General features: G+C 72.7%; 18 protein-coding genes. 14 read left to right on the forward strand and 4 right to left on the reverse strand.

Features of this window, described 5'->3' with window-relative positions:
* Window positions 1-124 precede the first annotated feature (124 nt).
* Window positions 125-1,399, forward strand: a complete 1,275-nt coding sequence (locus AB5J54_RS32540) for an SUKH-4 family immunity protein (protein ID WP_369147488.1) — start codon at window positions 125-127, stop codon at window positions 1,397-1,399.
* Between the two features lie 89 nt (window positions 1,400-1,488).
* Here AB5J54_RS32540 and AB5J54_RS32545 read toward each other — a convergent pair whose 3' ends face one another.
* The 3 genes from AB5J54_RS32545 to AB5J54_RS32555 all read right to left on the reverse strand — a co-directional run bounded on the left by AB5J54_RS32545 (window position 1,489) and on the right by AB5J54_RS32555 (window position 5,578).
* Window positions 1,489-2,283, reverse strand: coding sequence for an aldo/keto reductase (locus tag AB5J54_RS32545; protein ID WP_369149532.1), 795 nt, complete (start codon window positions 2,281-2,283; stop codon window positions 1,489-1,491).
* Window positions 2,284-2,446: 163 nt separating this feature from the next.
* On the reverse strand, window positions 2,447-4,270 hold the full coding sequence (locus tag AB5J54_RS32550) for a long-chain fatty acid--CoA ligase (RefSeq protein ID WP_369147489.1): 1,824 nt from the start codon (window positions 4,268-4,270) through the stop codon (window positions 2,447-2,449).
* Between the two features lie 441 nt (window positions 4,271-4,711).
* Window positions 4,712-5,578, reverse strand: a complete 867-nt coding sequence (locus tag AB5J54_RS32555; RefSeq protein ID WP_369147490.1) for a LysR substrate-binding domain-containing protein — start codon at window positions 5,576-5,578, stop codon at window positions 4,712-4,714.
* A 114-nt stretch (window positions 5,579-5,692) separates the two neighbouring features.
* Here AB5J54_RS32555 and AB5J54_RS32560 point away from each other — a divergent pair, with 114 nt between their 5' ends.
* The 3 genes from AB5J54_RS32560 to AB5J54_RS32570 are packed head-to-tail and all read left to right on the forward strand — an operon-like array spanning window position 5,693 to window position 7,720.
* Window positions 5,693-6,790: a bile acid:sodium symporter family protein gene (locus AB5J54_RS32560; RefSeq protein ID WP_369147491.1), complete on the forward strand. Its 1,098-nt coding sequence runs from the start codon at window positions 5,693-5,695 to the stop codon at window positions 6,788-6,790.
* Window positions 6,791-6,818: 28 nt separating this feature from the next.
* Window positions 6,819-7,340, forward strand: coding sequence for an isochorismatase family protein (locus AB5J54_RS32565; protein WP_369147492.1), 522 nt, complete (start codon window positions 6,819-6,821; stop codon window positions 7,338-7,340).
* A complete protein-coding gene (locus tag AB5J54_RS32570; RefSeq protein WP_369147493.1) occupies window positions 7,337-7,720 on the forward strand; it encodes a (2Fe-2S) ferredoxin domain-containing protein in 384 nt (127 codons plus the stop codon). Before AB5J54_RS32565 ends, AB5J54_RS32570 begins: the two co-directional genes overlap by 4 nt.
* On the opposite strand, the gene fdhD is transcribed toward AB5J54_RS32570, so the two are convergent.
* Window positions 7,721-8,557, reverse strand: a complete 837-nt coding sequence (gene fdhD / locus AB5J54_RS32575; protein ID WP_369147494.1) for a formate dehydrogenase accessory sulfurtransferase FdhD — start codon at window positions 8,555-8,557, stop codon at window positions 7,721-7,723.
* Window positions 8,558-8,792: 235 nt separating this feature from the next.
* On the opposite strand from fdhD, the gene AB5J54_RS32580 reads away from it, so the two are divergent.
* From AB5J54_RS32580 to AB5J54_RS32625, 10 genes are all read left to right on the forward strand, one after another.
* The gene (locus AB5J54_RS32580; RefSeq protein WP_369147495.1) at window positions 8,793-9,737 is read left to right on the forward strand and encodes a beta-ketoacyl-ACP synthase III; all 945 of its coding nucleotides are present in this window, start codon (window positions 8,793-8,795) and stop codon (window positions 9,735-9,737) included.
* Window positions 9,738-9,939: 202 nt separating this feature from the next.
* Window positions 9,940-10,494, forward strand: coding sequence for a hypothetical protein (locus tag AB5J54_RS32585; RefSeq protein WP_369147496.1), 555 nt, complete (start codon window positions 9,940-9,942; stop codon window positions 10,492-10,494).
* Window positions 10,495-10,643: 149 nt separating this feature from the next.
* Window positions 10,644-11,336: a class F sortase gene (locus tag AB5J54_RS32590; RefSeq protein ID WP_369147497.1), complete on the forward strand. Its 693-nt coding sequence runs from the start codon at window positions 10,644-10,646 to the stop codon at window positions 11,334-11,336.
* 159 nt (window positions 11,337-11,495) lie between these two features.
* On the forward strand, window positions 11,496-12,677 hold the full coding sequence (locus AB5J54_RS32595; protein ID WP_369147498.1) for an ROK family protein: 1,182 nt from the start codon (window positions 11,496-11,498) through the stop codon (window positions 12,675-12,677).
* 181 nt (window positions 12,678-12,858) lie between these two features.
* The gene (locus AB5J54_RS32600) at window positions 12,859-14,376 is read left to right on the forward strand and encodes a sugar ABC transporter ATP-binding protein (RefSeq protein ID WP_369147499.1); all 1,518 of its coding nucleotides are present in this window, start codon (window positions 12,859-12,861) and stop codon (window positions 14,374-14,376) included.
* On the forward strand, window positions 14,373-15,374 hold the full coding sequence (locus tag AB5J54_RS32605; RefSeq protein ID WP_369147500.1) for an ABC transporter permease: 1,002 nt from the start codon (window positions 14,373-14,375) through the stop codon (window positions 15,372-15,374). The genes AB5J54_RS32600 and AB5J54_RS32605 overlap by 4 nt, the downstream gene beginning before the upstream one ends.
* 105 nt (window positions 15,375-15,479) lie before the next feature.
* The gene (locus AB5J54_RS32610; protein WP_369147501.1) at window positions 15,480-16,526 is read left to right on the forward strand and encodes a substrate-binding domain-containing protein; all 1,047 of its coding nucleotides are present in this window, start codon (window positions 15,480-15,482) and stop codon (window positions 16,524-16,526) included.
* A 52-nt stretch (window positions 16,527-16,578) separates the two neighbouring features.
* Window positions 16,579-17,841 carry a Gfo/Idh/MocA family protein gene (locus AB5J54_RS32615; RefSeq protein ID WP_369147502.1) on the forward strand — a complete coding sequence of 421 codons (1,263 nt, stop codon included), beginning with the start codon at window positions 16,579-16,581 and terminating at the stop codon, window positions 17,839-17,841.
* Window positions 17,842-17,854: 13 nt separating this feature from the next.
* Window positions 17,855-18,859 carry a sugar phosphate isomerase/epimerase family protein gene (locus AB5J54_RS32620; RefSeq protein ID WP_369147503.1) on the forward strand — a complete coding sequence of 335 codons (1,005 nt, stop codon included), beginning with the start codon at window positions 17,855-17,857 and terminating at the stop codon, window positions 18,857-18,859.
* A 196-nt stretch (window positions 18,860-19,055) separates the two neighbouring features.
* A complete protein-coding gene (locus AB5J54_RS32625) occupies window positions 19,056-22,742 on the forward strand; it encodes a ThuA domain-containing protein (protein WP_369147504.1) in 3,687 nt (1,228 codons plus the stop codon).
* Window positions 22,743-22,868: the final 126 nt, after the last annotated feature.

Raw genomic sequence — 22,868 nt, forward strand, 5'->3', positions numbered from 1 at the left:
GTCGCACCGCGCGACCGTCACCACCGCACGCACCCCTCAGGGGCGTCTCCGACCCTACGTCCCGGGTACGACAAGGAGGCCGGCTGCCGCCCCGCCGGGCGCGACCGGCTGGCACGATGGGCCGGTGACCGATCCCGATCTCCCTACCCTGCTCGACGACCCCGCCCAGGTCCTGCGCCACGACCGCGCCGAGCTCCGCGCCCGCCTCGACACCCTGCCGGACGAGCAAGGAGGCGTCGGCCGCGAGGTGTTCACCCAGGCCGAGGCCGTGTTCGGGAGCGCACCGGTGACCTCCGCCGAGTTCGCCTCCTGGCTGCACTTCGCGGCGACCGTCCTCGGCCACCGCGAGTACGCCGAGCGTGTGGCGGCCGCCGAACCGGGGCTGCCGTGGCGGACGGTGTGGGCCTGGTGGCGGCCGGTCGGCGCCCACGAGGCCGCGCCGAACCTCAGCGGCGACCGCTCCGCCGAGGTGTACGAGGCCGGGGGCACCCCGCTCCTGAAGGTCTGGGCCCTGTGGTGCGAGGACACCTGGTTCGACCTCGCCACCGGCCGGCCCCGGCCCGCTCCCGTCGAGGGCACGGCCGAACCGTACGAGGGTGACGAGCCGGACGGGCCCTGGCTGTTCGACGGCGACGACGCGTCCTGGGCGCTGCGCGGCCCCGACGCCTGGGAGGAGCCGATCCCGCTGGACGGCGGCCGCTACGTCTTCCTCGACGCGCGCGGAGTGGCCGTGGTGGAGCAGAACGACACGGCCCTCGCCGACTGGCCGACGGGCGGGGCCGATTCCTCCGGCCCGGTACCGGCGGACGGCGGCCCGTGGTTCCGGCCCGGCACGAGGAACGCGGACGGGCCGCTCACCGCGGCCCGGCTCGACGGGGTCTTCGGACCCTCCGGGGTCCTCCGCGTCCCGGCGGCCGAGCTGCCCGCCGCGCTCACGCACGAACCGACCAGGACACTGCTCACCGAGGCCGGACTGCCCCGCCACTGGGGGGCCGGCGTCACGTCCTTCGCGCTCGCCGCCGAGCCGCTGGGCCCGGGCCCCGAGGGCCTGCTGCGCGTGGGGGAGTTCGACCTCGGGTACTGCGACCCCGGGGAGGTCTTCGTCCACCCCGGGACCGGCGCCGTCGGCCTGCGGCAGCCGGACGGAAGCCACGGCCCCGGCGGCGACGCCGTCTTCCCGCTGGTCCGCGATCTGGAGTCCTTCGTCCGGTTCCTGGAGGGCGTCCGCCGTCACATGGGCGCCTGCTGGGACCCGTATCCGGGTGAGGACGGCGTGAAGACGTTCCTCCGGGAGATGTCGGAGGTGGACGCCGGGGCGCTGGCCGACGGCGCGCCCGGCGCCGAGGTGTGGGAGCACCTCTTCTCCTCGATCACCGAGCTCGGCGTGGACGGTTACTGAGGCGGGGCGCCGCCGGGACGGCGTGCCGCACGGCGGCCGAGACGGCGCGCCGCCGACGCGGCGCGCCGAGCCCACCCCCTCCGTGTCCTTCAGGCGCCGACGTTGAACTCCGCCGGGTTCGGGCCCAGTCGGCGGCTCTCGTCGAGGGCGGCGATCGCCGCCAGGTCCTCGTCGTCCAGCTCGAAGCCGAACACGTCGATGTTCTCCCGGATCCGCGAGGGGGTGACCGACTTGGGGATCACCACGTTCCCCAGCTGGAGGTGCCAGCGCAGCACCACCTGGGCCGGCGTCCGCCCGTGCTTGCGGCCGATCGCGACGATCGCCGGGACGTCCAGGAGCCCCCTGCCCTGGCCGAGCGGCGACCACGCCTCGGTCGCGATGCCGTACTTGGCGTGCACCTCGCGCGACTCCGCCTGGGCGAGCTGCGGGTGCAGCTCGATCTGGTTGACGGCGGGCACGACCGAGGTCTCGCCGATCAGCCGCTCCAGGTGCTCCGGGAGGAAGTTCGAGACGCCGATCGCCCGGGCGCGCCCGTCCGCGAGGATCTTCTCGAACGCGCGGTACGTGTCGACGTACGCGTCCTTGGCCGGCACGGGCCAGTGGATCAGGTACAGGTCGACGTGGTCGAGGCCCAGCTTGTCGAGGGAGGCGTCGAAGGCGCGCAGCGTCGCGTCGTACCCCTGCTCGCTGTTCCACAGCTTCGTGGTGACGAACAGCTCCTCGCGGGCGATCCCCGACTCGGCGACGGCACGGCCCGTGCCCCGCTCGTTCTCGTAGATCGCGGCGGTGTCGATCGAGCGGTACCCGGCCTCCAGGGCCGTCGCCACGGCCGCCGTCGCCTCGTCGTCCGGCACCTGCCAGACGCCGAAGCCCAGCTGCGGCATGCTCACGCCGTTGTTCAGGGTGACCGAGGGAACGTTGCTGTCCGTGCTCACGTGGGATGGATCCTTACGTCGTCGCGGGGCGAACGGGCGCCCGGGAAATTCGGGTACTCCCAGCGTCAACGATCACAGACCGCCCCGCATTCCGTCAGCCGTACGGCTCCCGTCAGCCGTACAGCGCCGCGACCTCCGCCGCATACGCCCGTTCGATCGCCTTGCGCTTCAGCTTCAGCGAGGGGGTGAGCAGTCCGTGCTCCTCGCTGAACGGATGCGCCAGGATCCGGAACGTCCGGATCGACTCCGCCTGCGAGACCAGGGTGTTCGCCGCCACCACCCCGCGCCGGATCTCGGTCTCCAGGGCCGGGTCGCGGACCAGCTCCGCCGGGGACAGCGGGGCCCGCCCCTGCATCGCCAGCCAGTGCTCCACGGCCTCGTGGTCGACCGTCACGAGCGCGGCGATGTACGGGCGGTCGTTGCCGACCACGATGCACTGGGCGATCAGCGGATGCGCCCGCACCCGCTCCTCCAGGGCGGTGGGGGAGACGCTCTTGCCGCCCGAGGTCACCAGGATCTCCTTCTTCCGCCCGGTGATCGTCAGATAGCCGTCCGCGTCGAGCGCGCCGATGTCGCCGGTGGCCAGCCAGCCGTCGTTGAGGACGGCGGCCGTCGCCTCCGGGGCGTTCAGATAGCCGGAGAAGACCTGGCCGCCGTGGAGCCACACCTCGCCGTCCTCCGCGATGTGGACCGTCGTCCCCGGGACCGGCTGGCCCACCGTGCCGTACTTGGTCCGCCCGGGCGGATTCGCCGTCGCGGCGGCCGAGGACTCGGTGAGGCCGTAGCCCTCGAAGACCGTGACGCCCGCGCCCGCGAAGAACAGTCCCTGCCGGCGGTCCATCGCCGAACCGCCCGACATCGCGTGCCGCACCCGCCCGCCCAGGGCCGCCCGCACCTTGACGTACACCGTCTTCTCGAAGAACTGGTGCTGTACCCGCAGCGCCGCCGACGGCCCGGGACCGGTCCCGAAGGCCTTCTGCTCCAGCGCCTCCGCGTACGCGATCGCCACCTCCACGGCCTTGTCGAAGGGGCCCGCCTTCCCCTCGCTCTCCGCCTTGCGGCGGGCCGCGCGGAAGACCTTCTCGAAGACGTACGGCACGGCGAGCACGAAGCTCGGGCGGAACGCCACCAGGTCCGGGAGCAGCTCGGCCGCCGCCATCACCGGCTGGTGCCCCAGCTTCACCCCGCCGCGGACCGCCGCGACCTCCACCATCCGCCCGAAGACGTGCGCGAGCGGCAGGAACAGCAGCGTCGAGGCCTGCTCGTCGGGGCGCGAGCGGAACACCGGCTCCCAGCGGCCCATCACCATGTCCGTCTCGAACATCAGGTTCGCGTGGGTGATCACACAGCCCTTGGGGCGGCCGGTCGTCCCCGAGGTGTAGATGATCGTCGCGACCGTCTCCGGGGTCACCGCCCGCCGGTGCCGGTGCACGACGTCCTCGTCGATGTCCGTGCCCGCCGCCGTCAGCTCGCCCACCGCGTCCGCGTCCAGCTGCCACAGCCGCTGGAGCCGCGGGAGCCGGTCGATCACCGAACCGATCGTCATCGCGTGGTCCTCGTGCTCCACCACGCAGGCCGTGACCTCGGCGTCGTGCAGCATCCAGAAGACCTGCTCGGCGGAGGAGGTCGGATAGACCGGCACCGGCTGCGCGCCCAGCGTCCACAGGGCGAAGTCGAAGAGCGTCCACTCGTACCGGGTCCGGGCCATGAGCGCGACCCGGTCGCCGAACCGCACGCCCTCCGCGATCAGCCCCTTCGCCAGCGCCAGGACCTCGTCCCGGAACCGCGCGGCGGTCACGTCGTGCCACTGCCCGTCGGGGGCCTTGCGGCCGAGAACGATCCGGTCCGGCTCGGCGAGGCCGCGGTCGAACACGGCGTCCGCCAGACCGCCGACCTGAGGCGCCGCCTCGACGGGCGGCACGGTGAACTCGCGCACTGACCTGCTCCTCGACGGCTCGTGGCTGGAAAAGCCCGTTGTCGCACTCCGTACGGCGCCGGTGACGGTACCCCACCCGACCGGCCGGGGGGAGGGCCTTCACCAAGCCGGGACATTCCGCGTTCACACAGGTCAGGGCCGGTGAGGCGGCCAAGTCGGGGGTGTCTCGGGGTCGTTGCCGACCGGACGGTACGTCCTCCGGGGGCGAATCTCCACGGAATCTGTACCGCCCGCTCACGCCCCCGCCCCCGAAGCGCCGCGACGGCGGCTTCTCGCCGCACCCTCACCCCAGGCGCCGCAAGCGGTTACCGACGGTTCGACGGGGTGGGCGGAGCCGGCCGTCATGGGGTTCGGCGCGGCCGGTGCAGTCGGCCGTCACGGGTTCGGCGCGGCCGGTGCGGTCGGCCCGTCACGGGTTCGGCGCGGCCGGTTGTCACGGGGTCAGCGCGGCCGGTGCAGCCGGTCGCCGCCCGCCAGGATCGCCTCCGCGAGCGCGTCCGCCGCCTCCTGGGTCTCCCCGCCCCTGCGCCCCTTGCGCAGCACGAACCCCACGTCCCCGAGCTCCGGGAGCCCCGCACGCGCCGGCACCGGGACCAGCCCCGGCGGCACCAGGCCCCGCGTGTGCGCCATCACCCCGAGCCCCGCGCGGGCCGCCGCCACGTTCGCACTCAGGCTGGAACTCGTGCACGCGATCCGCCACGCCCTGCCCTGCGCCTCCAGCGCCTCCAGGGCCCGCGCCCGGGTGATCCCCGGCGGCGGATACAGGATCAGCGGCACCGGCCGGTCCGGATCGAGCCGCAGCCCCGGCGCCCCGATCCAGATGAGCGTGTCCTCCCACACGAGCCGCCCCTCGCTCTCCGCCCCGCGCCGCTTGGCCAGGATCAGATCGAGACGCCCGGCGGCGAGCCGCGCCTGCAGCGTCCCGGACAGTTCGACCGTCAGCTCCAGATCGACCTCGGGATGCTCACGCCGGAAGGACTCCAGGATCTCCGGCAGCCGGGTCGTCACGAAGTCCTCCGAGGCGCCGAACCGCAGCCGCCCCCGCAACCGCGTCCCGCCGAAGAAGGCCGCCGCCCGCTCGTGCGCCTGGAGGATCGTGCGCGCGAACCCGAGCATCGCCTCGCCGTCCTCCGTCAGCTCCACGCGATGCGTGTCCCGCGCGAACAGCGGCCGGCCCGTCGCCTCCTCCAGGCGCCGCACATGCTGGCTGACCGTCGACTGGCGCAGCCCGAGACGGTCCGCGGCCCGCGTGAAGCTCAGGGTCTGGGCCACGGCGAGGAAGGTCCGCAGCTGGGTGGGCTCGTACACGACACGACGTTATCGCGAACCGTGATGACAGTCAGAGCGCTGTACGGGATTCCCGATCACCGGTCCGTGGAGCAGGATGGACGGGCGCGATCCTCCGTTGGAGCACTGGAGCCCATGACCCCCCGCACGCCCGGCCGTCCCGCCCGCCGCCCCCTCCGCCTGCCGTCCCGGCTGCCCGTCGACGGCTACGTCCTCGCGCTGCTCGGCACGGTCGCCCTCGCCGCGCTCCTCCCCGCCTCCGGGGCCGCCGCGACGGTCACGGAAGGCGCGTCGACCGGGGCCGTCGCCCTGCTCTTCTTCCTCTACGGCGCCCGGCTCTCCACCCGCGAGGCCCTCGACGGCCTCAAGCACTGGCGGCTCCACCTCACCGTCCTCGGCTGCACCTTCCTGCTCTTCCCGCTCCTCGGCCTCGCCGCCCGCGGCCTCGTGCCCGGCATCCTCACCCCACAGCTCTACAGCGGCTTCCTCTTCCTCTGCCTGGTGCCGTCCACCATCCAGTCCTCCATCGCGTTCACCTCGATCGCCCGGGGCAACGTGCCCGCCGCGATCTGCGCCGGCTCGTTCTCCTCGCTCACCGGCATCGTCCTCACCCCGCTGCTCGCGGCCCTGCTCCTCGGCAACAGCGCGGGCGGCCTCTCCGCCGACGCGCTCCTGAAGATCGTCCTCCAGCTCCTCGTGCCCTTCCTGACCGGGCAGTTCCTGCGCCGCTGGGTCGGAGGCCTCCTCGTCCGGCACAAGAAGGTCCTCGGCTACGTCGACCGGGGCTCGATCCTCCTCGTCGTCTACACCGCCTTCAGCCAGGGCATGGTCGCCGGCATCTGGCACCTGGTGACCCCCGCGCGGCTCGGCGCGCTCCTCGCCGTCGAGGCCGTACTCCTCGCGGTGATGCTGGCCCTGACCTGGTACGGAGCCAGGCGCCTCGGCTTCGACCGGGCCGACCGGATCGCGATCCAGTTCGCCGGCTCCAAGAAGAGCCTCGCGGCCGGGCTGCCGATGGCCAGCGTCCTCTTCGGCCCGCAGGCCTCCCTCGCCGTGCTCCCGCTGATGCTCTTCCACCAGATGCAGCTGATGGTCTGCGCGGTCATCGCGAAGCGCCGTTCGAGGGACCCCGAACCCGCCGGCCCGCACGCCGCCCAGAAGCCGGCGACCGGCCCCGGGGCCGCGGCCCCCGGAGCCGTACACGGCCCCGAGGTGCCGACGCCGGGCACCTGATGATCATCCGGGCCGCTACGGTGCTCCCATGCCCGCACTCGATCCCGGCCGCACCGCGCTCGTCCTCGTCGACCTGATGGAACGCATCGTCGCGCTGCCCCTCGCCCCCCGCCCCGGCACCGACGTCCTCACCGCCGCCGCCCGGCTCGCCGACACCTTCCGGACCGCCGGCGCGCCCGTCGTCCACATCCGCGTCGAGCGGCCGAACGTCGACACCCAGCCGCCCGGCAGCGAACTCGTCCCCGACCTCGTCCGGGACGGCGACCCCGTCGTCGTCAAGCGCACCATCGGCGGCTTCCAGGACACCGGACTCCACGAGCTCCTCGCCGGACTCGGCGCCACCACCCTCGTCCTCGGCGGCATCGCCACCAACCTCGGCGTCGAGTCCACCGCCCGCGCCGCCTGCGACCTGGGCTACGACCTCGTCTTCGCCGAGGACGCCATGTCCGCCCTCACCGCCGACGAGCACCGCGCCTCCGTCGACCTGGACTTCCCTCGCCTCGGCACGGTCGCCCCCGTCTCCGCCATCACCCTGGACGGACCCGAGTGACCCCGGTCCCGATACGGTACGGGGCCCGCCCCTGCTCCCTCGTCGTCTGCCGGGGCTGCTGCTGCGGAGACCCCCGCAAGAACCCCGGCATGGACCACGCCGGGCAGCTCGCCCGCCTCCGCGAGGCCGCCGCGGCCTCCGGGGGCCGGCTGCTCGTCCGCACCAGCGACTGCCTCGGCCCCTGCGCGCAGGCGAACGTTCTCGTGGTCCAGCCGTCGACCGAGGGGCGGCGCAGGGGCGGCCGGGCCGCCTGGATCGGCTGGAGCGCCGACGAGGACTGCCTCGACGAGGTCCTCGCCTGGACGGCCGCCGGCGGCCCCGGCGTCGTCCCGCCGCCCGACACCCTCGCCCTCCAGATGATCGACCCGCCGAAGAACTAGCTAGGGCGCCTTCACATCGATCCGGTGCTCGCCCGCGTACACGTTCATGTCCGGCCCGCGCAGGAAGCCGACCAGCGTCAGGCCCGTCTCGGCGGCCAGGTCCACGGCCAGCGAGGACGGCGCGGACACCGCGGCGAGCACCGGGATCCCCGCCATCACCGCCTTCTGCGCCAGCTCGAACGAAGCCCGCCCCGACACCAGCAGCACCGCACGCTCCAGCGGAAGCAGCCCCTCCCGCAGCGCCCGCCCCACCAGCTTGTCCACCGCGTTGTGCCGGCCCACGTCCTCCCGAACGTCCAGCAGCTCGCCGTCCTCCGAGAACAGCGCCGCCGCGTGCAGACCGCCCGTCGAGTCGAACACCCGCTGCGCCGCCCGCAGCCGCTCCGGGAGCACCGACAGCAGCTCGGGGGCGATCCGCAGCGGGGGAGTGTCGGCGATCGGGAAACGGGCCGTGGTGCGGACCGCGTCCAGGCTGGCCTTGCCGCACAGCCCGCACGAGGACGTCGTGTACACGTTCCGCTCAAGGGTGATGTCCGGGACCTTCACCCCGGGGGCCAGCTGCACGTCCACCACGTTGTACGTGTTCCGGCCGTCGTCCGTGGCGCCCGCGCAGTACACGATGTTCCGCACGTCCTCGGCCGCCGCCAGAACCCCTTCGCTCACCAGGAAACCCGCCGCGAGCGCGAAGTCGTCGCCCGGCGTGCGCATGGTGATCGCGATCGGCCGCCCGTTCAGCCGGATCTCCAGCGGCTCCTCCGCCACCAGGGTGTCGGGCCGCGTGGTGACCGCACCGCCCCGGATCCGCAGGACACGCCGTCGCTCGGTGACCCGTCCCATCGTGACCGCACTCGATTCTCTCCGCAGGAAGGCCGGGAAGGCCCTGACCGCCCCATTCTCCGCCACGCCCCACCCCCGCAGGCGCAGCCGCGCACCCGCTCGTCCCCGGCCCGTTGTCACGGTCGGCCAAGCGATTCGGGGGAATGTTGGTGGTTTACGTCACCTGTTACTGATCAGTCGCTGGCAAGACTGGGGGATCCTGCCGGACGAACGAACCACCTAGGGGGTCCCGAGTATGACGGGCACTCGCATTGCCGCGCTCGGGCACTACCAGCCCGCCAAGGTGCTGACCAACCACGATCTCGCCGAGCTCGTCGACACGAGCGACGAGTGGATCCTCAGCCGGGTCGGCATCCGCACCCGCCACGTCGCCGGGCCCGACGAGCCCGTCGACGAGCTCGCCGCCCACGCGGCCGGCAAGGCGATCGCCACCGCCGGCCTCACCGTCGACGACATCGACCTCGTCCTCGTCGCCACCTCCACCGCGATCGACCGCTCGCCCAACACGGCCGCCCGCGTCGCCGCCCGCCTCGGCATGGGATCGCCCGCCACCATGGACCTCAACGTGGTCTGCGCCGGCTTCACCCACGCCCTGGCCACCGCCGACCACGCCATCCGGGCCGGGGCCTCCCGCCGCGCCCTCGTCATCGGCGCCGACAAGATGACCGAGATCACCGACTGGACCGACCGCACCACCTGCGTCCTCACCGGTGACGGGGCCGGCGCCGCGATCGTCGAGGCCACCGAGACCGACACCGGCGCCATCGGCCCGGTCCTGTGGGGCTCCGTCCCGGAGATGGGCCACGCCGTCCGCATCGAGGGCACCCCGCCGCGCTTCGCCCAGGAGGGCCAGTCCGTCTACCGCTGGGCCACCCAGCAGCTGCCCGCCCTCGCCCGGCAGACCTGCGAGCGCTCCGGCATCGCCCCCGAGGACCTCGCGGGCGTCGTCCTGCACCAGGCCAACCTGCGGATCATCGAGCCGCTCGCCGCGAAGATCGGCGCCGTGAACGCGGTCGTGGCCCGGGACGTCGTCGACTCCGGCAACACCTCGGCCGCCTCCATCCCGCTGGCCCTGGCCAAGCTGGTCGAACGCGGCGAGCTGCCGTCCGGCGCCCCGGTCCTGCTCTTCGGCTTCGGCGGCAACCTGTCGTACGCGGGACAGGTCGTCCGGGTGCCGTAGGGGCTCCGGGGATTCCGGGACCCGGGGCCTCGGCCGGCTGGGCGCCGGCCTCCGGCCCCAGGGGTCGGGGCCGTGACCCGTTCGGCGGAGACCGGTGGCGGCGGACCCGGCGCGGACCTAGCTTCGATCGCGGTGAGGGTCGTCCCTTCCCGGACGCGGAATCGCTCCGCTTCCGAGCCCTCACGCGATCTGGAGGACCGCCATGCGCGCGATACGTGCCGCTTCCGCCGCCCTGCTCAGCGCCGTCGCCGTCGTGTCGGTCGCGCCCCTGGCCCTGGCCGGCGACGGCAACAACAACATCACGTCGTTCGGCTTCTCCGTCACCCCCGCGACGATCGCCCCCGGCGGCACCGTCACCCTCACGTCCGAGGGCTGCGAAGTCCCGTCCGTGACCGTCACCTCCACCGTGTTCGAGACCGTGACCCTCAACGAGGGCCGCCCGGGCACCGCGACCGTGGACGTCGACGCCAAGGCCGGCGCCCAGTACGAGATCACCTTCGACTGCAAGGGCGAGCGGGGCACCGCGCCGCTCACCATCACCCCGGGCGGCGACACCGGCGGCACCACCGGACACGACACCGCCACCCACACCGGAGCCCACAAGGGCGTGAAGGCCGGCTACGGAACCGCCGCCGCCTCCGGCGCCGACACCGACGGGCTCGGCACCACCGAAGTCGTCACCGGCGTCCTGCTCATCGCCGGAGCGCTCGGCGCCGCCGTCGTGCTCACCCGCCGCCGCGCCGACGGCCGCACCTGACGGCCGGGCCCCGGGGGCCAGAAACGGCCCCTCCGCCCCGGTGTGACGAGGTCCGGGGCGGAGGGGCGCCAGCACACGGCGCACGACACACGACACACGGCGCACTGCACACGGCGCACGGCACACGGCACACGAGGAGGAGCGCGGACGTGGGGCGTGCGGACGGCACGGGAGGCCCGGACGGCACGGCACAGCCGGACCGCACCGGACGGCGCGGCGCCTGGGGCGTCGTCGCCGTCGTCCTCCTCGTCGGCGTCCACCTCGTGCGCGGCGGTACGGGGGAGCTCCAGGGGTCCGGCCCGCCGCAGCCCCTCGCCGCGGCCGCGCCCGACGGGACCCGCGCCGGCCTCGCAGCCCTCGCCCCCTTGCCCGTACCCCCTCCGCTGCCCGCCTCGCCCCCGGTCCGGGTCCGCGTCCCCGCCGTCCGCGTCGACGCCGCCGTCACCGGGGTGGGACTCGACGCCGACGGCTGGATCGAGGCCCCGCCGCCCGAGGACGGCCGGCTCGCGGGCTGGTTCACCGGCGCGGTCACCCCCGGCGAGCGCGGCACCGCCGTCGTCGTCGGCCACGTCGACACCCCGAACGGCCGGGCCGTCTTCTACGACCTCGGCGCCCTTGCCAAGGGACACCGCGTCGAGATCGCCCGCCGCGACGGCAGGACCGCCGTCTTCGCCGTGTACGGGGTCGAGGTCGTCCCCAAGCAGAACTTCCCCGCCGAACGGGTCTACGGCGACGCCGACGTCCCCGAACTGCGCCTGATCACCTGCGGCGGCACCTTCACCGAGGAGAACGGCTACGCCGGCAACGTGGTCGTCTCGGCCCGTCTGGTCGAGGTGCGCTGACCACCCTCTTCTCCCCACCCGAACCCTTCTTTGTCCCCAGGCGGGAAAAAGTGGGGCCGGATTCCTGCGCAACTTCTTCCCACCCCGGTACGCCACTGCTACGTTCCCCTCGAAAGCCCGAACACGAGCGTGTGCGAGAGGGAGGGACGCGTGAGGCGCATGACGGCACGACCTGCCAACCGGCACCAGGCGCGACTCCTCCGGCTGTTGCGCGACGGAGGACCCAACTCCCGCGCGCAGCTGGGAGACCAGATCGACCTCTCGCGCTCCAAGCTCGCCGTCGAGGTCGACCGGCTCCTGGAGACCGGCCTCGTCGTCGCCGACGGCCTCGCCGCCTCCCGCGGCGGCCGCCGCTCGCACAACATCCGCCTCGCGCCCGAACTCCGCTTCCTCGGCATCGACATCGGCGCCACGTCCATCGACGTGGCCGTCACCAACGCCGAGCTGGAGGTGCTCGGGCACCTCAACCACCCCATGGACGTCCGCGAGGGCCCCGTCGCCGTCTTCGAACAGGCCTTGTCGATGGCGGCGAAGCTCCGCTCCACGGGCATCGCGGAAGGATTCGACGGCGCCGGCATCGGCGTCCCCGGACCCGTCCGCTTCCCCGAGGGCGTCCCCGTCGCACCCCCGATCATGCCCGGCTGGGACGGCTTCCCCGTACGGGAGGCCCTCAGCCAGGAACTCGGCTGCCCCGTCATGGTCGACAACGACGTGAACCTCATGGCCATGGGGGAGCAGCACGCCGGCGTCGCCCGCTCCGTCGGCGACTTCCTCTGCGTCAAGATCGGCACCGGCATCGGCTGCGGCATCGTCGTCGGCGGCGAGGTCTACCGCGGTACGACGGGCAGCGCCGGCGACATCGGACACATCCAGGTCGAACCCGAGGGCCGCCCCTGCGCCTGCGGCAACAACGGCTGCCTGGAAGCCCACTTCAGCGGCGCCGCCCTGGCCCGCGACGCCGAGGATGCGGCGCGCGCCGGCCGCTCGGAGGAGCTCGCCGCCCGCCTCGCGGCGGCCGGACACCTCACCGGCGCCGACGTCGCCGCGGCCGCCGCCGCGGGCGACGCCACCTCACTCGCCCTCATCCGCGAGGGCGGCAACCGGGTCGGGCAGGTCATCGCCGGACTCGTCAGCTTCTTCAACCCCGGTCTGGTGGTGATCGGCGGCGGCGTCACCGGCCTCGGTCACAACCTCCTCGCCAGTGTCCGCACCCAGGTCTACCGGCAGTCCCTGCCCCTGGCCACCGGCAACCTCCCCATCGTCCTGGGCGAGCTCGGCCAGACCGCCGGCGTCACCGGCGCGGCCCGCCTCATCAGCGACCACCTCTTCTCCCCGGCGTAACCGCCGGTCCGTGGGCACACGTTCCTCCCCCGAACTCCGTCCGGGGGGACCCCCAGGCGGAACGGGTGGGCACACACCACCCACCGGGCCGCATCCGCCCGCCCACCCCCGAACCCCACCACCCCAGGCCACCCCACCGCCGGACGGCCACCCGCACCCGCCCGCCGAGGGGACCCCCGTCATGCCCCAGAACCACCCACCCCTGCTCACCATGTCCGGAATCACCAAGTCCTTCCCCGGCGTCCGCGCCCTCGACGGCGTGGACCTCGACGTCACCCCCGGCGAGGTCCACTGCCTCCTCGGCCAGAACGGCGCCGGCAAATCCACCCTCATCAAGGTCCTCGCCGGCGCCCACCAGCCCGACGACGGGCACATCACCTGGAACGGCGAACCCGTCCGGCTCCGCTCCCCGAGCGCCGCCGTCCGCCTCGGCATCGCCACCATCTACCAGGAGCTCGACCTCGTCGAAGGCCTCACCGTCGCCGAGAACGTCCACCTCGGACACGAGCCCACCACCGCCGGCTTCGTCCGCACCCGCGCCGCACGGGCCACCACCACCGCACTCCTCACACGCCTCGGCCACCCCGAGATCGACCCCGCCCGCCGCGTCGGCGAACTCTCCGCCGCCCAGCAGCAGATCGTCTCCATGGCCCGCGCCCTCTCCCACGACGTCCGTCTCATCGTCATGGACGAACCCTCCGCCGCCCTCGACCCCGACGAGGTCGACAACCTCTTCCGGATCGTCGCCGACCTCACCGCGGAAGGCGTCGCCGTCGTCTACATCTCCCACCGCCTGGAGGAGATCCGCCGCATCGGCGACCGCGTCACCGTCCTCAAGGATGGCCGGGCCGTCGCCCGCGGACTGCCCGCCGCGACCACCCCCACCCGGGACGTCGTCGCCCTCATGACCGGCCGGGACGTCCCGTACGTCTTCCCGGACCGGCCCGACCGGACCCCCACCACCGAACCCGTCCTCCGCGTCCAGGGCCTCGCCAGGAAAGGGGAGTTCGAGCCGCTCGACCTCGAACTGCGCCCCGGGGAGATCGTCGGCCTCGCCGGGCTCGTCGGCTCCGGCCGCTCGGAGATCCTGGAGACCGTCTACGGGGCGCGCAGACCCACCGCCGGCCGCGTCCTCGTCGACGGGCGGCCCCTGCGGCCCGGCAGCGTCCCCGCCGCAGTCCGCGCTGGCCTCGGCCTCGCCCCCGAGGAACGCAAGGCCCAGGGCCTGCTCCTCCTCGAATCCGTCACCCGCAACGTCTCCCTCTCCTCCCTCGCCCGCTTCTCCCGGGCCGGCTGGATCGACCGCACCGCCGAACGGGCGACCGCCAGGGCCGCGACCCGCGAGCTGTCCCTCCGCCCCGACCACCCCGACGCCCGCGTCCGCACCCTCTCCGGCGGCAACCAGCAGAAAGCGGTCCTCGCCCGCTGGCTGCTCCGCGGCTGCCGGGTCCTCCTCCTCGACGAACCCACCCGCGGCGTCGACGTCGGCGCCCGCGCCGAGCTGTACGCCGTCATCCGCCGCCTCGCCGACGACGGCCTCGCCGTCCTCCTCGTCTCCAGCGAGGTCCCCGAAGTCCTCGGCCTCGCCGACCGCGTCCTGGTCCTGCGCGAGGGCCGGGTCGTCCACGAGGCGCCCGCCCGCGACCTCGACGAACACCGCGTACTCGACCTCGTGATGGAAGGGAGTCCGACGGCATGACGCTCACCAGCCCGGCCGAGGTGCCGGCCCGGGAAGGCCGCCGCCGCGCACTCGGCCTGAGGGCCGACGTCCGCAACCTGTCCCTGCTCGGCGTCCTGGCCGCCCTGGTCGCCGTCGGCGGCCTCACCCGGCCCGCAGAGTTCCTCGCCACCTCCAACCTCCAGCTCGTCCTGACGCAGGCCTCCGTCATCGGCGTCGTCACCGTCGGCATGACCTTCGTCATCACGAGCGGCGGCATCGACCTCTCCGTCGGCGCGATCGTCGCCCTCGCCTCCGTCTGGGCCACCACCCTCGCCACCCAGGAGTTCGGCTTCGCCGGCATCCTCTTCACGGCGGTGGTCGTCGGCCTCGGCTGCGGCCTGGTGAACGGCGTCCTCGTCGCGTACGGCGGGATGGTCCCCTTCATCGCCACCCTCGCGATGCTCGCCTCCGCCCGCGGTCTCGCCCTGCAGATCACCGACGGCAGGACGCAGATCGTCACCGTCCCGTCCGTCCTCGACCTCGGCGTCCCCGACGCCTACGTCCTCGGGATCCCGCCGCTGGTCCTCGTCTTCGCCGCCGTCACCGCCGCCGGCTGGGTCGTGCTCAACCGCACCACCTTCGGCCGCCGCACGATCGCCGTCGGCGGCAACCCCGAGGCGGCCCGCCTCGCCGGCATCGACGTCCGCCGCCAGCGCCTCTTCCTCTATCTGCTGTCCGGCCTGTGCTGCGGCGTCGCCGCCTTCCTCCTGATCGTCCTCGCGGGGTCCGGCCAGAACACCAACGGCAACCTGTACGAACTCGACGCCATCGCCGCCGCGATCATCGGCGGCACCCTCCTCAGCGGCGGCCGCGGCACCATCGTCGGCTCCGTCCTCGGCGTCCTCGTCTTCACCACCATCACCAACATCTTCGCCCTCAACAACCTGCAGAGCGACGTCCAGCAGATCGCCAAGGGCGCGATCATCGTCGCCGCCGTCCTGGTCCAGCGCCGCACGGTCCGCGACACCGACGCCTGACCTCCCCCTGTAGTCCCCTCCGCAGTTCCCCCGCAGTCCTTCCCCCGCAGTCCTTCCCCCGCAGTCCTTCCCCCGTAGTCCTTCTCCTCGAAGGGTTGACCCGCCATGCCCGAAACCAGCCGCAGACACCTCCTCCTCGGCGGTGCCGCCGTCTCCGCAGGAGCCCTCCTCACCGCCTGCACCAGCAACGAACCGAGGAACGCCAAGGACACAGCCCCCGTCGCGAGCGCCGCCCCCGCCGCCGACGACAAGCCGGGCACCCCCGTCACCATCGGCTTCGCCGGACCGCAGGCCGACCACGGCTGGCTCAACGCCATCAACGAGAACGCCGAACGGCGCGCCAAGAAGTACTCCGACGTCACCCTGGAGATCACCGAGGGCTCCAACGACACCGCCGCCCAGATCGGCCAGGTCCAGACCCTCATCAACAAGAAGGTCGACGTCCTCGTCGTCCTCCCCGCCGACGGCAAGGCCCTCACCCAGGTCGGCCTCCAGGCCATGAAGGCCGGCATCCCCGTCGTCAACCTGGACAGGATCTTCGCCTCCCCACAGGCCTACCGCTGCTGGATCGGCGGCGACAACTACGGCATGGGCCTCAACGCCGGCCGCTTCATCGGCGAACAGCTCAAGGACAAGCCGGACGCCACCGTCGTCGAACTCGCCGGCATGGACAGTCTGGAACTCACCAAGCAGCGCACCCAGGGCTTCGACGACGCCCTCAAGAACTACCCCAACATCCGCAAGGTCGCCCGCCAGGCCGCCGACTTCACCGTCGAGTCCGGACAGGCCAAGATGGCCCAACTCCTCCAGGCACAGCCGAAGTTCGACGCCCTGTGGAACCACGACGACGACCAGGGCGTCGGCGCGCTCCGCGCCATCGCCCAGGCCGGCCGCAAGGACTTCCTCATGGTCGGCGGCGCCGGAGCCAAGTCCGCCATGGACGCCATCAAGGCCGACGACAGCGTCCTCAAGGCCACCGTCCTCTACCCGCCGACCATGGCCGCCTCCGCGATCGACCTCGCCCGCGCCCTCGGCCAGAAGAAGGGGATCGGCGGCATGGCCGAGCTGGAGATCCCCGCCTCGATCACCCTCTACTCGGCCGTCGTCACCAAGGAGAACGTCGACGAGTACCTCCCCACCGGCTTCAACTGACCTCGCCGGTCCCGGGAGCCACTCGCCGCGCACCACGAAACGGAGGAACCGTATGGAACAGACGGAGAGCGGGGCCGCACCGCCGGCGCTCGGCGTCGGCATGGTCGGCTACGCGTTCATGGGCGCCGCCCACTCACAGGGCTGGCGCACCGCGGGCCGCGCCTTCGACCTGCCGCTGCGACCGGTCCTCGCCGCCGTCGCCGGGCGCGACGCCGACGCCGTCCGGGCCGCCGCCCGCCGGCACGGCTGGGCCGCCGCAGAGACCGACTGGCGGGCCCTGATCGCCCGCGAGGACGTCCAGCTCGTCGACGTCTGCACCCCGGGCGACAGCCATGCGGAGATCGCCGTCGCCGCCCTGGAGGCCGGCAAGCACGTGCTGTGCGAGAAACCGCTCGCCAACTCGGTCGCCGAGGCCGAGACGATGGCGGCGGCCGCCGAGGCCGCCGCCGCCCGCGGCCAGATCGCCATGGTCGGCTTCAACTACCGCCGGGTGCCCGCCCTCACGTACGCCCGCAGCCTCGTCGCCGACGGCCGGCTCGGCACCCTGCGGCACGTCCGCGTCACGTACCTCCAGGACTGGCTCGTCGACCCCGACTTCCCGCTGACCTGGCGCCTGGAGCGCGAGCACGCCGGCTCGGGCGCGCTCGGGGACCTGGGCGCCCACGCCGTCGACCTCGCCCAGTACCTCGCGGGGGAGCCGCTGGTCGGCGTGTCGGCGCTCACCGAGACCTTCGTACGGAAACGGCCGAGGCTCGCCGGAGCCGGCGCGGGCGGTCTCGGCGGGGGAGCGGGCTCGGAGGAGTACGGGCAGGTCACCGTCGACGACGCCGCCCTCTTCACCGGGCGGCTCGCCTCCGGGGCGCTCGCCTCCTTCGAGGCCACCCGGATGGCCTCCGGACGCAAGAACGCGCTGCGCCTGGAGATCAACGGCGAGAAGGGCTCCCTCGCCTTCGACCTGGAGCGGCTCAACGAACTGTCCTTCCACGACCACACCGAGCCCGCCGTCTCGGCCGGCTTCCGCCGCATCCTCGTGACCGAACCCGGCCACCCGTACCTGGAGGGCTGGTGGCCGCCCGGCCACGGACTCGGCTACGAGCACACCTTCGCCCACCAGGCCCGCGACCTCGTCCACGCCATCGCCGGCGGCACCGCCCCCGCGCCCTCCTTCGCCGACGGCCTCCAGGTCCAGCGCGTCCTGGCGGCGGTGGAGGACAGCGCCCGGAACAACGCCGTCTACACCCCCGTACCGACCACCCCCGTACCGACCACCCCCGTACCGACCACCCCCGTACCGACCACCCCCGTATCCGGCTAGGAGGCGCCCGACCGTGCCACGACCCTTCACCCTCTTCACCGGCCAATGGGCCGACCTGCCCCTGGAGGAGGTCTGCCGGCTCGCCCGCGACTTCGGCTACGACGGCCTCGAACTCGCCTGCTGGGGAGATCACTTCGAAGTCGACAAGGCCCTCGCCGACCCCGCGTACGTCAAGGGGAGACGCGAACTGCTCGACGCGTACGGCCTGAAGTGCTGGGCGATCTCCAACCACCTGGTGGGACAGGCCGTCTGCGACCATCCGATCGACGAACGCCACCAGGCGATCGTGCCCGCCCGGATCTGGGGCGACGGCGACGCCGAGGGGGTCCGGCGGCGGGCCGCGCGCGAGCTCGCGGACACCGCGCGGGCCGCGGCGGCGCTCGGCGTCGACACCGTCGTCGGCTTCACCGGCTCGTCGATCTGGCACCTGGTGGCGATGTTCCCACCCGTCCCCGAGCGCATGATCGAGCGCGGCTTCGAGGACTTCGCCGAACGGTGGAACCCGATCCTCGACGTCTTCGACGCCGAAGGGGTGCGCTTCGCCCACGAGGTGCACCCCAGCGAGATCGCGTACGACTACTGGACCACCCAGCGGGCCCTGGACGCCGTCGGCCGCAGGCCGGCCTTCGGGCTCAACTTCGACCCGAGCCACTTCGTCTGGCAGGACCTCGATCCCGTCGGCTTCCTGTGGGACTTCCGCGACCGGATCTACCACGTGGACTGCAAGGAGGCCCGCAAGCGGCTCGACGGCCGCAACGGGCGGCTCGGCTCCCATCTGCCCTGGGGCGATCCCCGGCGCGGCTGGGACTTCGTCTCCGCCGGGCACGGCGACGTGCCCTGGGAGGACGTCTTCCGGATGCTGCGGTCCATCGGCTACGGCGGACCGGTCTCCGTGGAGTGGGAGGACGCCGGCATGGACCGGCTGACCGGGGCGCCCGAGGCGCTCTCCTTCCTCAAGCGGTACGACTTCGACCCTCCGGCGGCCTCGTTCGACGCCGCCTTCGGGGGCGGTGACTGACGTCCCGCGCTTCCACCGCGGAGGCTTTGTCCTCTCGCGGTGGAAAGTTCGACCGATGCGTGCACAAGGGGTTCACGGAGTGGACGAACCTCGCTACGGTCCCTGATGTGTACATGGCGTAACTGGCCCCTTCGACCAGCGTGACGGCGCACGCCGGTCCCCGGACACCCGCACACCCCTACTCCGGAGGACATCCGTGCACAGACAACGACTCCGAGCCAGGAAGACCCTCGCCCTCCTCACCGTCGGACTCCTCGCCCTCGGCGCCCCCCAGGTCCTCGCGGCCGAACCCGAAACCCCCGCCGCCGCTTCCGGCGAGGAGTTCCAGCAGGTCACCCTCGCCAAGGGCGGCGAGGAAGTCGGCGAACCCATGTCCCTCGCCGTACTCCCCGACCGCAGCGTCCTGCACACCGACCGCGGCGGCGAACTCCGCCGCACCGACGCCGCCGGCAACACCACCGTCATCGGCACCGTCCCCGTCTACTCCCACGACGAGGAAGGCCTCCAGGGCATCGGCCTCGACCCCGACTTCGCCCGGAACAGGGCCATCTACCTCTACTACGCCCCACCCCTGGACACCCCCGCCGGCGACGCCCCCAACGACGGCACCCCGGCCCAGTTCGCCCCGTACGACGGCGTCAACCGCCTCTCCCGCTTCACGCTCGACACCGACTTCACCCTCGACAACAGCAGCGAGAAGAAGGTCCTCGACATCCCCGCCACCCGCGGCATCTGCTGCCACGTCGGCGGAGACATCGACTTCGACGCCCAGGGCAACCTCTACCTGTCGACCGGCGACGACTCCAACCCCTTCGCCTCCGACGGCTTCACCCCCATGGACACCCGCCCCGGCCGCAACCCCGCCTTCGACGCCCGCCGCACCTCCGGCAACACCAACGACCTCCGCGGCAAGATCCTCCGCATCAAGGTCGCCGACGACGGCAGCTACACCGTCCCCGACGGCAACCTCTTCGCCCCCGGCACCGCCAAGACCCGGCCCGAGATCTACGCCATGGGCTTCCGCAACCCCTTCCGCTTCAGCGTCGACAAGACCACCGGCGTCCTGTACGTCGGCGACTACGGCCCCGACGCCGGCGCCGCCGACCCGAAGCGCGGCCCCGCCGGACAGGTCGAGTTCGCCCGCGTCACCCGACCCGGCAACTTCGGCTGGCCCTTCTGCACCGGCAAGAACGACCCCTACGTCGCCTACGACTTCACCACCGGCACCTCAGGCGCCACCTTCGACTGCGCCGCACTGAAGAACGAATCCCCGTACAACACCGGACTCGTCGACCTGCCCCCGGCCGAACCCGCCTGGATCCCCTACAACGGCGGCTCCGTACCCGAGTTCGGCACCGGCTCCGAATCACCCATGGGCGGACCCGTCTACCGCTACGACCCCGCCAACACCTCCCCGGTCAAGTTCCCCGAGTCCTACGACGGCGACTTCTTCGCCGGAGAATTCGGCCGCCGCTGGATCAAGCGCATCGACCAGGACACCGACGGCACCGTCCGCTCCATCAACCCCGTCCCCTGGACCGGCACCCAGATCATGGACATGGCCTTCGGCCCCGACGGCGCCCTCTACGTCCTCGACTACGGCACCGCCTGGTTCGGCGGCGACCACAACTCCGGCCTCTACCGCATCGAGAACGCCACCGGCGGCCACTCACCCGTCGCCGAAGCGAGCGCCGACAAGACCTCCGGCACCGCACCCCTCAAGGTCACCCTCTCCGCCGCCGGCACCACCGACGCCGACGGCGACCCCCTCACCTACAGCTGGGACTTCGGCGACGGCACCACCGCCACCACCGCCAACCCCACCCACACCTACCGCACCAACGGCACCTACGTGGCGACCGTGACCGCCAAGGACACCACCGGCCGCACCGGATCCGCCTCCGTCCACCTCACCGTCGGCAACACCGCACCCAAGGTCACCCTCCGACTCCCCACCGACGGCGCCCTCTTCTCCTTCGGCGACGACATCCCCTTCAAGGTCACCGTCAACGACCCCGAAGACTCCGCCACCGGCCCGATCGACTGCACCAAGATCAAGGTCACCTACGTCCTCGGCCACGACAGCCACGGCCACCCCGTCACCACCGCCAACGGCTGCACCGGCACCATCAAGACCTCCGCCGACGGCGGCCACGACGACGACGCCAACATCTTCGCCGTCTTCAACGCCGAATACACCGACAACGGCGGCGGCGGACAGCCCGCCCTCACCGGCAGCGACCAGGCCAAACTCCAGCCCCGCCACCGCCAGGCCGAACACTTCGACACCCAGAGCGGCATCCGCACCTACGACAAGACCCAGGCCCACGGCGGCCGCACCGTCGGCGACATCGACAACGGCGACTGGATCGCCTTCACCCCCTACCACCTCGCCGGCGCCACCCACCTCACCGCCCGCATCTCCTCCGGCGGCGCCGGCGGCCTCCTCGAAGTCCGCACCGGCTCACCCACCGGCACCCTCCTCGGCACCGCCCCCGTCCCCGTCACCGGCAGCTGGGAGACCTTCCAGGACATCGACATCCCCCTGCGCGCCGCACCCCGCAGGACCACCCAGCTCTACCTCGTCTTCAAGGGCGGCGCCGGAGCCCTCTACGACCTCGACGACTTCACCCTCTCCAGCACACCCATCGACCGCACCACCAAGCGCGTCCTCGTCTTCTCCAGGACCGCCGGCTTCCGCCACGACTCCATCCCCAGCGGCATCACCGCCCTCAAGGAACTCGGCGCCGACAACAACATCGTCGTCGACACCACCGAAGAACCACGCCAGTTCACCACCGGCAACCTCGCCCGCTACGACGCCGTCGTCTTCCTCTCCACCACCGGCGACGTCCTCGACACCGACCAGCAGACCGCCTTCGAGCAGTACGTCTCCGCCGGCGGCGGCTACATGGGCATCCACGCCGCAGCCGACACCGAATACGACTGGGGCTTCTACGGCGGGCTCGTCGGCGCCTACTTCCAGTCCCACCCCCAGATCCAGCCCGCCACCGTCCGCGTCGAGGAGCACACCCACCCCGCCACCGCCCACCTCGACGGCCCCTGGCAGCGCACCGACGAGTGGTACAACTACCGCACCAACCCCCGCGAGCAGGCCCGCGTCCTCGCCACCCTCGACGAGACCACCTACCAGGGCGGCACCATGAAGGGCGACCACCCCATCGCCTGGTGCCAGACCTACGGCGGCGGCCGCTCCTTCTACACCGGCGGCGGCCACACCAAGGACTCCTACACCGAACCCGCCTTCCGGCAGCACCTCCTCGGCGGACTCCAGTACGCCACCGGCCGGACCAAGGCCGACTGCAGCCCGCAGACCGGCTACCGCAGCCTCTTCAACGGCGAGACCCGCGAGGGCTGGAAACAGGCCGGACCCGGCGCCTTCGACGTCACCGACGGCGAACTCCGCTCCACCGGCGGCATGGGACTCCTCTGGTACCAGGCCAAGGAATTCCGCTCCTACTCCCTCACCCTCGACTGGAAACTCACCGGCGACTCCAACTCCGGCGTCTTCCTCGGCTTCCCCGCCTCCGACGACCCCTGGTCCGCCGTGAACAACGGCTACGAGGTCCAGATCGACGCCACCGACACCCCCGACCGCACCACCGGAGCCGTCTACGGCTTCAAATCCGCCGACCTCAAGACCCGCGACCAGGCCCTCCGGCCGCCCGGCCAGTGGAACACGTACGAACTCCGCGTCACCGGCGAACGCCTCCAGGTCTTCCTCAACGGCGTCAAGATCAACGACTTCACCAACACCGACCCGGCCCGCAGCCTCACCGACGGCCACATCGGCATCCAGAACCACGGAGCCGAGGACCAGGTCGCCTTCCGCGACATCCGCATCAAGGAACTCCCCTCCTGACGGGACCTCCCGTCCGACGGACCGTCTGAAGCCGGCGTCCGACGAACCGTCCGACGAACCGTCCGACGCCCGCCGTCCGACGAACCGTCCGACGCCCGCCGTCCGACGCGCATGCCCTACGGGAGC

The organism is Streptomyces sp. R44, assembly GCF_041053105.1.
Classification (GTDB): domain Bacteria; phylum Actinomycetota; class Actinomycetes; order Streptomycetales; family Streptomycetaceae; genus Streptomyces.

Coding starts and splice junctions, on each gene's coding strand:
- AB5J54_RS32545 (WP_369149532.1), bottom strand. CDS start 2,283: ATGCCGCAGCTGGGCTTCGGCGTCTGGCAGGTGCCGGACGACGAGGCG.
- AB5J54_RS32560 (WP_369147491.1), top strand. CDS start 5,693: ATGACCCCCCGCACGCCCGGCCGTCCCGCCCGCCGCCCCCTCCGCCTG.
- AB5J54_RS32565 (WP_369147492.1), top strand. CDS start 6,819: ATGCCCGCACTCGATCCCGGCCGCACCGCGCTCGTCCTCGTCGACCTG.
- fdhD (WP_369147494.1), bottom strand. CDS start 8,557: ATGGGACGGGTCACCGAGCGACGGCGTGTCCTGCGGATCCGGGGCGGT.
- AB5J54_RS32580 (WP_369147495.1), top strand. CDS start 8,793: ATGACGGGCACTCGCATTGCCGCGCTCGGGCACTACCAGCCCGCCAAG.
- AB5J54_RS32585 (WP_369147496.1), top strand. CDS start 9,940: ATGCGCGCGATACGTGCCGCTTCCGCCGCCCTGCTCAGCGCCGTCGCC.
- AB5J54_RS32595 (WP_369147498.1), top strand. CDS start 11,496: ATGACGGCACGACCTGCCAACCGGCACCAGGCGCGACTCCTCCGGCTG.
- AB5J54_RS32600 (WP_369147499.1), top strand. CDS start 12,859: ATGCCCCAGAACCACCCACCCCTGCTCACCATGTCCGGAATCACCAAG.
- AB5J54_RS32605 (WP_369147500.1), top strand. CDS start 14,373: ATGACGCTCACCAGCCCGGCCGAGGTGCCGGCCCGGGAAGGCCGCCGC.
- AB5J54_RS32610 (WP_369147501.1), top strand. CDS start 15,480: ATGCCCGAAACCAGCCGCAGACACCTCCTCCTCGGCGGTGCCGCCGTC.
- AB5J54_RS32615 (WP_369147502.1), top strand. CDS start 16,579: ATGGAACAGACGGAGAGCGGGGCCGCACCGCCGGCGCTCGGCGTCGGC.